Annotated in this window: 12 protein-coding genes; 5 read left to right on the top strand and 7 right to left on the bottom strand. The window is 72.7% G+C overall.

All coding sequences use genetic code 11. The annotated features are described in order from the left end of the window. Positions 1-91: 91 nt before the first annotated feature. The 3 genes from OG272_RS09245 to OG272_RS09235 form a co-directional block, all read right to left on the bottom strand. Positions 92-1,435, bottom strand: coding sequence for a serine hydrolase (locus tag OG272_RS09245; RefSeq protein WP_405893039.1), 1,344 nt, complete (start codon positions 1,433-1,435; stop codon positions 92-94). 69 nt (positions 1,436-1,504) lie between these two features. Continuing rightward, the gene (locus OG272_RS09240; protein ID WP_326583991.1) at positions 1,505-2,350 is read right to left on the bottom strand and encodes a siderophore-interacting protein; all 846 of its coding nucleotides are present in this window, start codon (positions 2,348-2,350) and stop codon (positions 1,505-1,507) included. Between the two features lie 175 nt (positions 2,351-2,525). Beyond that, complete coding sequence (locus OG272_RS09235; protein ID WP_327732300.1) at positions 2,526-3,455, bottom strand: 5'-3' exonuclease; 930 nt, start codon at positions 3,453-3,455, stop codon at positions 2,526-2,528. Positions 3,456-3,628: 173 nt separating this feature from the next. On the opposite strand from OG272_RS09235, the gene OG272_RS09230 reads away from it, so the two are divergent. The 3 genes from OG272_RS09230 to OG272_RS09220 all read left to right on the top strand — a co-directional run bounded on the left by OG272_RS09230 (position 3,629) and on the right by OG272_RS09220 (position 6,304). Further along, complete coding sequence (locus OG272_RS09230) at positions 3,629-4,138, top strand: glycine betaine ABC transporter substrate-binding protein (protein WP_327730523.1); 510 nt, start codon at positions 3,629-3,631, stop codon at positions 4,136-4,138. 827 nt (positions 4,139-4,965) lie between these two features. Then, on the top strand, positions 4,966-5,544 hold the full coding sequence (locus tag OG272_RS09225) for an XRE family transcriptional regulator (RefSeq protein WP_326583993.1): 579 nt from the start codon (positions 4,966-4,968) through the stop codon (positions 5,542-5,544). 16 nt (positions 5,545-5,560) lie between these two features. After that, on the top strand, positions 5,561-6,304 hold the full coding sequence (locus OG272_RS09220) for a helical backbone metal receptor (protein ID WP_405893037.1): 744 nt from the start codon (positions 5,561-5,563) through the stop codon (positions 6,302-6,304). Here the strand turns inward: OG272_RS09220 and OG272_RS09215 are convergent. Beyond that, positions 6,231-7,427 carry a TDT family transporter gene (locus OG272_RS09215; RefSeq protein WP_405893035.1) on the bottom strand — a complete coding sequence of 399 codons (1,197 nt, stop codon included), beginning with the start codon at positions 7,425-7,427 and terminating at the stop codon, positions 6,231-6,233. The two genes, OG272_RS09220 and OG272_RS09215, sit on opposite strands and share 74 nt — an antisense overlap. A gap of 70 nt (positions 7,428-7,497) precedes the next feature. Between OG272_RS09215 and OG272_RS09210 the strand changes: the two genes are divergently transcribed. Both OG272_RS09210 and OG272_RS09205 read left to right on the top strand, forming a co-directional pair. Continuing rightward, positions 7,498-8,424, top strand: coding sequence for a LysR family transcriptional regulator (locus OG272_RS09210; RefSeq protein WP_326583996.1), 927 nt, complete (start codon positions 7,498-7,500; stop codon positions 8,422-8,424). 74 nt (positions 8,425-8,498) lie between these two features. Then, positions 8,499-9,452: an aminoglycoside phosphotransferase family protein gene (locus OG272_RS09205; RefSeq protein ID WP_326583997.1), complete on the top strand. Its 954-nt coding sequence runs from the start codon at positions 8,499-8,501 to the stop codon at positions 9,450-9,452. Between the two features lie 149 nt (positions 9,453-9,601). On the opposite strand, the gene OG272_RS09200 is transcribed toward OG272_RS09205, so the two are convergent. From OG272_RS09200 to OG272_RS09190, 3 genes are all read right to left on the bottom strand, one after another. Further along, the gene (locus OG272_RS09200) at positions 9,602-10,300 is read right to left on the bottom strand and encodes a gamma-glutamyl-gamma-aminobutyrate hydrolase family protein (protein ID WP_326583998.1); all 699 of its coding nucleotides are present in this window, start codon (positions 10,298-10,300) and stop codon (positions 9,602-9,604) included. Between the two features lie 107 nt (positions 10,301-10,407). Then, complete coding sequence (eat, locus tag OG272_RS09195) at positions 10,408-11,847, bottom strand: ethanolamine permease (RefSeq protein ID WP_328507577.1); 1,440 nt, start codon at positions 11,845-11,847, stop codon at positions 10,408-10,410. 136 nt (positions 11,848-11,983) lie between these two features. Next, on the bottom strand, positions 11,984-12,730 hold the full coding sequence (locus OG272_RS09190) for an FCD domain-containing protein (RefSeq protein WP_326584000.1): 747 nt from the start codon (positions 12,728-12,730) through the stop codon (positions 11,984-11,986). Between the last annotated feature and the right edge of the window lie 74 nt (positions 12,731-12,804).

Below are 12,804 nucleotides of genomic sequence, written 5' to 3'. Positions count from 1 at the left end.
CAGCGCACGCGCCCAGCTTCTGCGGCGCGTGCGCTGCCACGTCCGCCACCGGCTACTTGGCATGCTCCCGTCCGCATCGGGCGGAGGGAGGCTAGTCGCGGGTGAACGTCCCCAGCCCGGTCGCGTCGAACGCCTCGATCGTCAGCGACGTCGCCCTGCCGTTCTCGTCGCCCTTGAAGGTCACGCCGGACGGGCCGGTGGCGTTCTCGCCGACGGTCTCGAAGAAGAAGGTGTCGCCCGCGTAGTGGGTCAAGCGGAAGGTCATGGGCTTCGGACCGAGGCGCATGGTCAGGTCGCCGTTGGTCTCGGTGACCGTGAGGGGGCCGTAGTACGGGTTGGCGTAGGTGCCGGTGTAGGTGGAGTCGGAGCGGGCGTCGGAGGCGTCGTCCGGGGGCTTGGAGTAGTCGGTGGGGGAGCGGAGCTTCTGCTCCTCCTGCTCGTGGAGCTGAGCGGTCAGACCGAGCCAGTCCTCGGTCGGCTCGCCGTACTGGGCCGTGTCGAAGAAGTCGAGGGCGACGGCGTCCGCGAGGCCGACGGGTTCGCCGTTGGTGAGGACGGCGATGCCGAGCTGTTCGCCGGGCAGTATCGTGACGTTGGTGTGGGCGCCGAGGGCGAAGGCGCCGGAGTGGCTCAGGCGGAGGCGGCCGAGGTCGTCGTAGGAGACGTTCCAGCCGAGGCCGTAGAAGCCGGCGCGGCGGGCCGGTGCGGGCGGTGGCTGGGCGACGATCTCGGGGACGTGGGTGCGTTCGAGGGGGTCGGCCGCGATGATCCGGTCGCCGTCGAGTTCGCCGTTCGCGAGCTGGAGCCGCAGCCAGAGGGAGAGGTCGCGGACCGTGGAACTCGCCCCGCCCGCAGGGGACTGGGCGTCGGCGTCCCGTACGTACCTCGTCTCCCAGTCGCCGGTGCTTCCGCTGTCGGTGCCGCCCTCGCGGACATGGGCGAAGGCATTGTTGGTCGCACCCTCGTAGTCGCTGAAGCGGGAGCTGGTGGCGTCCATGCCGGCGGGTTTGTAGAGCGTGTCCTCGGAGAGCTTCTCCCAGGTCGTCCCGGCGGCGTCGGCGACGGCCTCGCCCGCCGCCGTGACACCGAAGTCGGTGTACGCGTAGCTCGCCCGGAACGGTGTCAGGGGCTCCAGGCGGAGGTGTTCGAGGATGTAGTCGCGGTCGTGGCCGAGGTCCTCCAGAAGGTCCCCGGCGTGGTCGGGCAGGCCGCTGCGGTGGGAGAAGAGGTCGGCGACGGTGACATGGCCGGTCACCCAGGGGTCCTTCAGGGCGAAGGCGGGGAGGTGTTCGGACACCGGGTCGTCCCAGCCGACGGTCTTGTCGCCGACGGCCCCGGCGACCACGGTCGAGGCGAGCGGCGTCGACAGGGACGCCAGCTGGAACACGGTGTCCGGGGACACACGAGTTCGCGTCGTCGCACTCGCACGAGGCACGTCGGCAGGGTCGCCGGGCCCTCGTGGGTCCCGTCGTCCCCCGTAGGCCGGTCGCCGGGCCCTCGTGGGTCACGTCGGCGTGGGCTCGCCCTCCTGCTCCGCCTCCACGCGCGCGTTCCACTCCTTCTTCGCCGCCTGCCAGCCGTCCTCGTCGTGGCCGAGGCGCCAGTAGCCGGAGATCGACAAGTCCTCACGCGGAACGGCGAGTTCGACGCGGAGCAGGCGGCGCAGATCCTTCACGAAGCCCGCCTCGCCGTGGATGAAGGCCTGCAGTCGGCCCTCGGGGAACTTCAGCGCGCGTACGGCTTCGACGAGGGCCGCGCCGACGGGACGGTCGCCGCGGTGCAGCCAGACCACCTCCACATCGGAGTTGATCTTCTGCTCCTCCTCGGGGCCGGCGACCTCGACGATCGCGTGGACGCGGGCGCCGTCGGGGAGGGACTCCAGGGAGGCGCCGATCGCCGGCAGGGCGCTCTCGTCGCCGACGAGGAGATGCCAGTCGGCCTCGGGATTGGGCGCGTACGCACCGCCCGGTCCCAGGAAGCGCACCAGCTCGCCCGGCTGGACGCGGGTCGCCCAGGGGCCGGCGAGGCCCTCGTCGCCGTGGAGCACGAAGTCGATGGTCAGCTCGCGCAGTTCGGGGTCCCAGGCACGCACGGTGTACGTCCGGGTCACGGGCCACTGGTCCCGGGGGAACTCCGCGCGGATCCGCTCGAGGTCGAAGGGCTCCGGGTAGGTCACATCCTCGGGGCCGAACAGCAGCTTCACGTAATGATCGGTGCTGCCGCGCGGGGAGAAGTCGGCGAGGCCGTCGCCACCGAGGACGACGCGCTGCATGTGCGGCGTGAGCCGCTCGGTGCGGACGACTCGCGCGGAGTGGGGCTTCGGGGTCCTGCGTACCGGACGCTCTGCCATGACGGCCTCCCAAAATACCTAGCTAAGGCTTACCTAAGTTACCATCTCCCCCTTGCGAACACCCCACGTCTGAGGCATTTCGAGGACTTCACGATGTGAATCGCGCCTCAGAGTCCTCACTACCGCAGTCTCACTCCGCCCTCCGGCGTACGCCTCGTCCGAGGGGCGTCCCCCCTCACGCCCCCAGCGTCGTGAGCAGCCGCTGCAGCGATCCGCCGAGCCCCCAGCGCGCCCCGAGAGCCTCCAGCGCCGCCGGATCCCGCGGTTCGCGCGGCAGTGCCGTGTCGACGTCCGGCAAGGGTACGTCGGCCGCCACCAGGACCACCTTGGGGGCGACCGCCACATAAGGGCGCGCCTCGTCGAGCCTCTTGCGCTGCGACGGTGTGAGCTTCGCCGCCGGGTCGTCGACCGCGGCCATGATCCCGGCCAGGTCGCCGAACTGGTCGAGCAGCTTCGCCGCCGTCTTCTCGCCGATGCCCGGCACCCCCGGCAGGCCGTCGCTCGGGTCGCCGCGCAGCAGGGCCAGATCCGCGTACCCGCGCCCCACCACGCCGTACTTCTCGCGCAGCCACGCCTCGTCGGTCAGCTGCAGCGTGCCCACGCCCTTCAGCGGATACAGCACACGGACCCCGCGGCGGTCGTCGACCAGCTGGTACAGGTCGCGGTCGCCGGTCACGATGTCGACCGGGTCCTTCGCGAGGGCCGTGAAGGTGCCGATCACGTCGTCCGCCTCGTACCCGGCGACGCCCACGCGCGCGATGCCGAGCGCGTCCAGCACCGCCTCGATGACCGGCACCTGGGGCGACAGGGTGTCCGGCACCTGCTCCTCGTCCGGCCCGGCCTCGTGCTCCTCGGCGACGCGGTGCGCCTTGTAGGAGGGGATCAGGTCGACCCGCCACTGCGGCCGCCAGTCCGCGTCCATGCACGCCACCAGGTCCGTCGGCCGGTGGTCCTTGACCAGGCGGTCGATGAATTCGAGCAGCCCGCGCACGGCGTTCACCGGGGTGCCGTCCGGGGCCTTCACGGATTCCGGCATCCCGAAGTAGGCGCGGAAGTACAGCGAGGCGGTGTCGAGAAGCATCAGGCGTCGGGTCACGCCCCGCATCATGCCGTACGCCACCGACACGCGGTTCCCGACGCAGCCACCCGTGCCCTGCGTGCACGCGTTCCGTGAACGCCCCCGGCCCGAGTCCGGTGAATTCCCCGGCCCCGGCCCCGGCCCCCGCCCGCGTCCCGTGAACCCCGGCCCCCGCCCGCGTCCCGTGAACCCCCTGACCGTTGCCCGCGTCCCGTGCGTACTCCGGCCGCGTCCCGTGTGATCTGTTCAAGGGCAAGATCTACGGCATCGAGCCGGGCGCGGGCGAGACCAAGCTCTACGAGGACAAGGTCCAGAACGCCTACGGGCTCAAGGGCGAGTACGAGCCGGTCAAGTCCAACACCTCGGCCATGCCGGCCCAGTTGGACCGCGCGTACCAGAAGAACGAGCCGATCGCGGTCACGCTCTGGTCGCCGCACTGGGCGTACGACAAGTACGACCTCACCCGGGTCGCCGACCCCGAGAAGACCTGGGGCGCCAACAACCAGATCCGTACGCTCGCCAACAAGGGCTTCCCCGAGAAGTACTCCGAGCTGAACGGCTGGCGGAAGAACTGGCACATGGCCCCGGACGAGCTGATGAGCCTGGAACAGGCGATCCAGAAGGCCGGGCGGGGCCGGGAGGGCGAGGGCGTCCAGAACTGGATCGACGCGCATCCGGGGATCGTCGACGAGATGGCGCCGGTGAAGTAGCCGGACGTACGCGACGCGACGCGACGCGGTGCGACGCGGTGCGCTGCGCTGCGGTGCGGTGCGGTGCGGTGTCGGGCCCCGGCCGACGGTGGGACCGTCGGCCGGGGCCCGCTCGTGTGACGTTCCGTCAGAACATGCGGCACAGAAGGTGCTTCTCCTGGACGAAGGCGTTGCCGAAGTCGTGCGTGGACGCGCGGTGACCCTTGCCCGGGGTGTGGAACCGGGGCGTGGAACCGGGGCGTGGAACCTGTGCACGACACGGCCGCCGGTGACGGACGAGATGATCACCTGCTGGCCCTGGCCGCAGCGCTTGGTCCCGCTCTCGGTCTCGCCGGCGTGGGCGGCGGGACCGGGGGCGAGGAACGTGGCCGCCAGGCTGTCCTGTGCCAGGCACGGTTTCGGGGTGGTGCCCCTCGCGGCGAACGGGCGAAGCGGTGCCGTACTGGCGTACGGGAAGGATCCGGACAACCGGCACCCGCTGTCGACCCAACTCCGGTCGCCTCCGAGGGACTTCGCCGGGCGGCAGGCCGAGGCCGCTGACCAGCCGAACCCGGTGCGGGGGGTGCCGGTCGGGTCGTTCCGCGCGGCCCCGGCACCAGCGGCTCTCTGGCGAGAAGTGTGAGCATGGAGCCCCTGCCCGTTCACAGGGATGTGACGGGCGCGTGAAACGGTTTGCCGAACATGCGTAGGGTGCAGAGAACTCATCAGGAGAAGTGCGCCCGATGAGTGCCGGACGGGTGACATCCGTACGGACCAGCAGGGCGTTCGCGAGCCGACCCGGTGGGGGGCCGCGAGCCGACCGACGAGCGAAGGAGGGAGCCGGAGCGATGGGCGACCACAAAGAACAGCCCCTTCGGGTGGGCGCGGCCGTCCGGCGGCGGCGCCGGGCACAGGAGCTCACCCTCGCCGTCGTGGCCGAACGCAGCGGCCTGTCGGTCCCCTTCCTCAGCCAGGTGGAGAACGAACGGGCCCGCCCCAGCAGGCCCTCCCTGGAACGCATCGCCGACGCCCTCGGCACCACCGCCGTCGAACTGCTCGCCGCGGCCGACCCGGCGTGCAGCGTCGACGTCGTACGCGCCGCCGACGAGGGTTTCACGCCCCCCGATTCCTGCTCGCGCTCCCTGGTGCGCGGCCACCACCAGCTGCACGCCATGGAGTTCACCGGCGACCACGACGAGGGCCGTGAGGTCCAGCACCGCAACGACGAGCTGATGTACGTCGTCGACGGCGCCGTCGAGGTCGAGGCCGAGGGCCGCGCCCACCGTCTCGGACGCGGCGACACGCTGTACATGTCCGGTGGCGTACGGCACCGCTGGCGGGCCACCGAGCCCGAGACCCGGGTGATCGTGGTGGCCGTCGCGGACCACATCGAGGCCCTGGAGGACCGTCATCGCCAGGGCGCGTGACGTCGCCGCGCGCTCCGTGTCCCGTGTCGTCTCCCTCGTCCCGTCGCTGACGGAGGCCGTCGCCGTCTCGCTGCCCGGCGTGCTGGTCGGCGCCACCGACTGGTGCGCTCACCCGGGTGATCTCGATGTCGTGCGGATCGGCGGGACCAAGAACCCCAGGACCGAGGCCATCGCCCGCCTCGCCCCCGACCTCGTGATCGCCAACGAGGAGGAGAACCGCGAGCCCGACCTGACCGCCCTGCGGGATTCGGGCGTCGAGGTCCTCGTCACCGAGGTGCGGGACGTGCCGGGCGCCCTCACCGAACTGGACCGCGTGCTGCGGGCCTGCGGAGCGCGGTCCCGGCCGCGCTGGCTGGACGAGGCGGAGTCGGCGTGGTCCCGGCTGCCGGATCCGACAGCCGGCCCGCTGACCCCCGGCCGTCGTACGACCGCCGTGGTGCCCGTCTGGCGGCGGCCCTGGATGGTCCTCGGCCGGGACACCTTCGCCGGTGACGTGCTCGCCCGGCTCGGTGTGGACCACCTGTACACCGGGCATCCGGAGCGCTATCCGCGCGTGCCCGTCGAGGAGCTGCGGGCCGCCGCGCCCGACGTCGTGATCCTGCCCGACGAGCCGTACCGCTTCACCGCCGACGACGGCCCCGAGGCGTTCCCCGGGCTCCCGTGCGCGTTGCTGAGCGGCCGCCATCTCACCTGGTACGGGCCGTCGCTGGCCGAGGCCCCGCGGGTGCTGGGCGCGGCCCTGCGAGCAGCTCGCCGCTGACCAGCCCGCGCGCGGTGTGCGCGGCGGCCGTCACCCAGGCCGCGATCAGCAGTGCGGAGAGCACGACGGCGAGGACGTCGAAGGCGACGAGTCCCGTGCGCCGGGCCAGCCCCTCCGCACCGGTCGCACAGGTGCCCACCGGGAAGGTGAACGCCCACCACGCCATCGAGAACCCCATGCCCCGCCGCCGGGCCCGCGCCACCATGGCCGCGGCGAGCGCGAGCCAGAGCAGCGCGAAGCCCATGACCGGGACGCCGTAGAGGACCGCGAACGCGGTGAACCCGTGAGCGTACGGGGCCGGTACGGCGCCCGGGGCGGCGTCGGCGAGGTTGCCGGCGGCGGTCGTCGACTGTCCGAGCGGCCCCAGGACCAGGAACAGGCTCGGTGTGAGGGCGAGCGGCAACGGCCCCGCCGTGATCAGCCGGCCGAACAGCAGCGGCAGTACGAGCAGCGTGGCCAGCAGGCTCAGCCCGAACAGCGCGAGACAGCCGAACAGCAGCGTCTGCCGGGCCTGCCCGGGCGGCAGATGCGGGACGAGCAGCGGACCGAGCGCGGCGGAGACCATCGGCGCGACGAGGGGGAGCAGCAGTACGGGGGTGACCTGGCCCGGTTCGATGCGGTGACGGACGACCATCAGGTACGGCACGACGACGGCGGCCGCCAGGCCCACGAGCGTCCCGGCGCCGAAGAGCACGGCGTCCAGCGCGACGGCCGCGCGCACCCCGATCCAGTCCCGGCCGACGACGAGGGCACCGCCGCCCACGGCCAGCAGGGCCATGGAGAGGCAGCCGTAGAAGGGGGCCACGGCCGGGTCGAGGAGGTGGGCGCGGGCCTGGTCGCGGTGGTGGGTCCAGTGCAGGGCGCGGGCGCCGAGAAGGGCGACCAGGACGAGGAGGGCGAGCGCCCAGACCGTCGCGCAGGCCGTCCGCAGGCCCGGTACGTCCAGGGGGAGCCCGGCACCGGCGGACGCCACGATCGCGGTGCCCATGACCGGGGCGTACCACTGGGGGCCGAGGTGGCGGAGGACGGGGAGGGCGGGGAGGCGGGGGCCGGGGTGGGCCGTGGACGGACGGGTCGGCCGAGCGGGGCGAACCGTGCGGACCGGGCGTACTGCGGTGACCATGATGCGAGCGTCCCGCTGCCGCGCGGGACCCACCAGGGAGTTCGGTTGTATGGGGGCATAAGCTGGGGTTATGAGTGAGAGCGAGCAGCGGGGCGGGCTGGCCCATCGGGTTCCGGATCTCGGGGCGCTCGAACTGCTGCTGGCCGTGGCCCGGCTGGGCTCGCTCGGGCGGGCGGCCCGGGAGCTGGGGATCACCCAGCCGGCCGCGAGCAGCCGGATCCGCTCGATGGAACGGCAGTTGGGGGTCGCGCTGGTGGACCGGTCGCCGCGCGGGTCCCGGCTCACCGACGCGGGGGCGCTCGTCACGGACTGGGCCCGGCGGATCGTGGAGGCGGCCGAGGCGTTCGACGTGGGCGCGCAGGCGCTGCGGGACCGGCGCGACTCCCGGCTCCGTGTCGCCGCGAGCATGACCATCGCCGAGTATCTGCTGCCCGGCTGGCTCATCGCGCTGCGCACCGCGCGCCCGGACACGGCGGTGTCGCTCCTCGCGGGCAACTCGACGGTCGTCGCGCAGCGGCTGCTCGCGGACGAGGCCGACCTGGGCTTCGTCGAGGGGCCGACGGTTCCGGCCGGACTGGACGCGGCCGTGATAGCGCACGACCATCTGATCGTCGTGACCGCGCCGAGCCACCCCTGGGCGCGCCGGCGCAAGCCCCTGGACGCGGGCGAACTGGCCTCCACGCCGCTGATCCTGCGCGAGAAGGGATCCGGCACGCGGCAGGTCCTGGAGGCGGCCCTGGGCGGCCTGGCCCGCCCCCTCATCGAGCTCTCCTCCACCACCGCGGTCAAGTCCTCCGCGTTGAGCGGCGCCGGGCCCGCCGTCCTGAGCGAGCTGGCCCTCGGCGAGGAACTCTCCGCCCGCCGCCTGGTCCGCATCCCCGTGGACGGCGTACGTCTGCGGCGCGCCCTGCGGGCGGTGTGGCCGACCGGGCATCGGCCGACCGGGCCCGCGCGGGATCTGCTGGGGCTCACCCGGGGGGCCGCGGTCGGCGGTTGAGCGTCCGAGGAGGGTGGTGGGAGCGCGGGAAAAGCCCTGGCACAGGTGGGCGCGGAACCTCCACCATGGCGGGCATGACCTCCACCGCCCCGCCCGCCACCGGCGTCCGTAAGCCCTGGGGGGACCTGCCCGCGCCCGTCCGTGACGCCGTCGCGGAGGTGCTCGGTGACCCGGTGGTGGAGGCGGTGACGCAGTCCGGAGGGTTCTCGCCCGGGGTCGCCGCGCGGGTCGCCACGGCCGGAGGGCGCCGCGCCTTCGTGAAGGCGGTGAGCGCGCACGCCAACCCCGACAGCCCGGGCATCCACCGGGACGAGGCGCGCAACGCCGCCGCGCTGCCGGCCAAGGTGCCCGCGCCCCGGCTGCTCGGTACGTACGACGACGGTACGTGGGTGGCCCTGGTGTTCGAGGACGTGGTGGGCCGACAGCCTCATGTCCCTTGGCGGAAGGGCGAGTTGGGGGTCGTGCTGGACGCGGTGGGAGAGCTGAGCCGTACGCTCACGCCCGCGCCCATCACCGCGCCGCCCTTGGTGGAGAGCCTGACCGGCACCTTCCGGGGGTGGCAGCGGATGATCGACCAGGGGGACACGGGGGCGGGGCTCGACCTGTGGACCGTGCGGCGTCTGCCCCGGCTCGCCGCACTCTCCGCCCGCTGGGCCGACCTCGCCGTCGGCGACACCCTCGCCCACTGCGATCTGCGCGCCGACAACATGCTGCTCACCGGGGACGGCCGGGTCGTCTTCGTCGACTGGCCGCACGCCCTCAGCGGGGCGGCGCCCTGGTTCGACCTGTTGTTGCTGCTGCCCTGCGTCCGGGCCCAGGGCGGACCCGATCCCGAGGCGGTGTTCACGACCCACCCCCTGGGCCGGGACGCCGACCCGGACGGCGTCACCGCCACCCTGGCCGCCTTCGCGGGGTTCCTGATCGAGCGCTCCCGCCGCGCGCCGGTCCCCGGCATTCCCACCCTGCGCCCTTTCCAGCGTGCGCAGGGAGAGGCCGCGGTGGAGTGGCTGAGGGTACGCCTTGGGTGAGGGTGTTCTTCGCCTCCGCCGCCCCTATCCGTCCCTTCCTCCAGGGGCTGCGCCCCTTCGACCCGCGGGTGCGCGTTCGGTGGGGGCTGGTCGCGCAGTTCCCCGCGCCACTGGAGAGCGGGGGCTGCGCCCCTCGCTCTCCAGGGCTGTCAGGCGCACGAGGTGGCTGTGGACGCCGCCTTCGTGAGTGCCCTCATCACCCGTACGTCCTCGCCCATCTCCGGATGCCACTGGACGCCCAGCACCCACGCGGGGCCGGGCAGTTCGATGGCCTCGATCGTGCCGTCGGACGCGTAGGCCGAGGCGAGGAGGCCGTCGCCGAGTCGGTCCACCGCCTGGTGGTGATAGGTCGGGACGTCGGTCTCCTCGGGGACGAGGTCGCCGTAGCGCGTGCCCGGTACGGGCTTGACGGGGTGGCGGCCGAAGACGCCGACCTCGACGACGTGGTCGTCGAGATGCTGGATCAGCGTGCCACCGAGGGCGACGTTCAGGAGCTGCATGCCCCGGCAGATGCCGAGGAGCGGTGTGCCGGAGTCCAGCGCGGCCCTGATCAGGGCCAGCTCCCACGCGTCGCGCTCGGGTGCGGGCGGGCCGCAGCGCGGGGAGCGCTCGGCGCCGTAGAGGGCGGGGTCCACGTCGGGCCCGCCCGCGATGACCAGGCCGTCGAGACGGGCGACCGCCCCGGCGGCGTACGACGGGTCGTCCGGCGGCAGCATCGCGGCGACGCCGCCCGCCGCCCGCACGAGCCGGGGGTAGCCGATCGGCAGCAGGGCCGCCTCCAGCTCCCAGACGCCCCAGCGCGCGCCGGACTCCAGATACGTACTCACACCGATCAGCGGCCTGGTCACACGTGCTCCTCACTCATGGAACGGAACGGTCGTTCCCGCGCCGGTCCCGCACTCATGGCCCGGCACGGTCGGTTCCGTGCCGACTCCACGGTCGTGGTCCGGCACGGTCAGTCCCGGGCCAACTCTGCCTCGGCGGCGGCCAGCGCGGCGAATTCCTCCTCCGGCGCCTTGGCCACCAGGTGCTTACGGCTGTAGAGCCCGAAGTACGCCGCCGCGACCGCGTACACGCCGAGCGCGATGAACGCGGCCGTCACGTCCACCAGGAAGGTCGCCACCAGCGCCGAGCACGCGAGGACCAGGGCGACCGACGAGGTCAGCACCCCGCCCGGCGTACGGTACGGCCGCTCCAGCCCCGGCTCCCGGCGGCGCAGGACGATGTGCGACAGGGACATCAGGGCGTAGCTGATCGTGGCGCCGAAGACGGCGATGTTCAGCATCCGGCCGCCGTCGCCGGTGGCGGCGGCCAGCGCGAAGCCGATGGTGCCCGGGACCAGCAGGCCCAGGTACGGGGCCTTGCGGCCGCTGGTGAGGGAGAGGACCCGGGGCAGGTAGCCGGCCCGGGAGAGGGCGAACAGCTGCCGGGAGCCCGCGTAGATCAAGGAGAAGAAGGATGCCACGAGGCCGGCCAGACCGGCGTAGTTCACGAAACGGCTGAGCGCGGTGGCCTTCCCGTCCGGCTGGAGCGCCTCGACGAGCGGGTTGCCGGCGTCCTGGATGGCGGCGGAGCCGCGCGCCCCGGCGGCGGCGAGGAAGGTGATCACGGCCAGCACCACGAGGACGCCCATGGACCAGCGGATCGCCTTCGGCAGCGTACGGGCCGGGTCCCTGGTCTCCTCGGCGGCCAGCGGCACGCCCTCGACGCCCAGGAAGAACCACATGCCGAAGGGGAATGCCGCCCAGATGCCGAGCAGTCCCATCGGCAGCCATGAACTGGCGCCGAACGCCGAGGAGTCGACCGGGATGTCGTCGAGGGCCGAGACGCTGAAGTCGGGCAGCGCGCCCAGGGCGAACACGATCAGGGCGAACACCGCGATGCCGGTCACGATGAAACTGGCGATCAGTGCTTCGCCGACGCCCCACAGGTGGATGCCGATGAAGAACGCGAAGCAGAACAGATAGACCGGCCAGCTCGACGTCAGGCCGAACAGGCCGAGCGACTTCACGTATTCGCCGATGAAGATCACGATGGCGGCCGGTGCGAGCACGTACTCGATCAGGATCGCCGTGCCGGTCAGGAAGCCGCCCCACGGGCCGAGCGCCCGGCGGGCGAAGCCGTAGCCGCCACCCGCCGTGGGCAGGATCGCGGAGAGCTCGGCGAGGGCGAAGACCATACAGGCGTACATGGTGCCCATGAGCACCGTGGCGATCGCCAGACCGCCGAAGCCGCCCTCCGCGAGGCCGAGGTTCCAGCCGGAGAAGTCGCCGGAGACGACATAGGCGACGCCGAGGCCGGTCAGCAGTACCCAGCCGGCGCTGCCCCGGCGGAGCGTTCGGCGCTCCAGATAGTCGTCCGCCGCATCGGCGGTCTCCGTGGCTTTCAGGGACATGGCGCACTCTCCCCACGCAAAGGAATGGATCCATACCTTTGTGGGGTGGGTGGCCGAAAAGCAATACCCCTGCGTTACGCGTCCGTAAATCCGTGCACTTTCGGCGCCGGTCCCACGGTCGGTCCCACGGCCGGTCTCATCCGAGGAAGCCGCGCAGCAGGGCCGCCGTGCCGGAGCAGTGCTCCCGCATGATCTCCCGCGCCGCCTCGGCGTCCTCGTCGAGAACGGCCTCCACCAGGGCCGTGTGCTGCTGCTGCGAGTGCTCCAGGTTCCGTACCAGGAGCGGGATGCAGTCGAGCAGGTCGTTGACCCCCGCGCGGACGGCCGCGTACTGGGCGGCGAGCGAGGGGGAGCCGGACAGTTCGGCGACGGTGAGGTGGAGCAGGGTGTCCAGGCGGCGGTACTCCGTGAGCGGCGCGTTGTGCGTACGCGCCAGGGCCGTCCGCAGCCGCTCGGTCTGGTCGCCGGTCAGGCCGTGGGCCGCGCACAGCCCGGCCGCGCCCACCTCCAGCACCTCCCGGAAGCGCAGCGTGTCCTCGACGTCGATGCCCTTCAGGCGGCGGCGCAGCTCGTCCTCGCCCGGGGTGGCGACGCGCGGCAGCACGAACGTTCCTCCGTACCGCCCGCGCCGCGCCTCGATCAGACCCTGGTCCTGCAGCACCTTCAGCACCTCGCGCAGCGTCACCCGGCTGATCCCGAGCCGCTCGGCCAGCTCGCGCTCCGCCGGCAGCCGCTCGCCGCCCGGCACCAGGCCGAGACGGACCACCTGCAGGATCTGTTCCAGGGCCTCCTCGAAGCCGTTGCCCGCCCGCACCGGCCGCAGTACGGACGCCAGCCGGTCGTCGGCCCAGGGAGTGCCCGGTTCCGCCCCTGTCTGCGACATGTGGACGTTGCCCCTTCCCAACTAATGGTTACGGGTAATACCTTATGGCTCCCGGGTGGCTGAATGGCTCCGGG

Source organism: Streptomyces sp. NBC_00104 (assembly GCF_045160825.1).
In the GTDB taxonomy this organism is placed as follows: domain Bacteria; phylum Actinomycetota; class Actinomycetes; order Streptomycetales; family Streptomycetaceae; genus Streptomyces.
Note: the sequence above shows the minus strand (reverse complement) of the source record. Positions and strands in the feature narration are given on the sequence as shown.

Bases quoted from the DNA above. Each gene is read 5' to 3' on its own strand.
- OG272_RS09240 (WP_326583991.1), bottom strand. From the start codon at position 2,350: ATGGCAGAGCGTCCGGTACGCAGGACCCCGAAGCCCCACTCCGCGCGA.
- OG272_RS09205 (WP_326583997.1), top strand. From the start codon at position 8,499: ATGACCTCCACCGCCCCGCCCGCCACCGGCGTCCGTAAGCCCTGGGGG.
- OG272_RS09215 (WP_405893035.1), bottom strand. From the start codon at position 7,427: ATGGTCACCGCAGTACGCCCGGTCCGCACGGTTCGCCCCGCTCGGCCG.
- OG272_RS09225 (WP_326583993.1), top strand. From the start codon at position 4,966: ATGGGCGACCACAAAGAACAGCCCCTTCGGGTGGGCGCGGCCGTCCGG.
- OG272_RS09190 (WP_326584000.1), bottom strand. From the start codon at position 12,730: ATGTCGCAGACAGGGGCGGAACCGGGCACTCCCTGGGCCGACGACCGG.
- OG272_RS09235 (WP_327732300.1), bottom strand. From the start codon at position 3,455: ATGCGGGGCGTGACCCGACGCCTGATGCTTCTCGACACCGCCTCGCTG.
- OG272_RS09210 (WP_326583996.1), top strand. From the start codon at position 7,498: ATGAGTGAGAGCGAGCAGCGGGGCGGGCTGGCCCATCGGGTTCCGGAT.
- eat (WP_328507577.1), bottom strand. From the start codon at position 11,847: ATGTCCCTGAAAGCCACGGAGACCGCCGATGCGGCGGACGACTATCTG.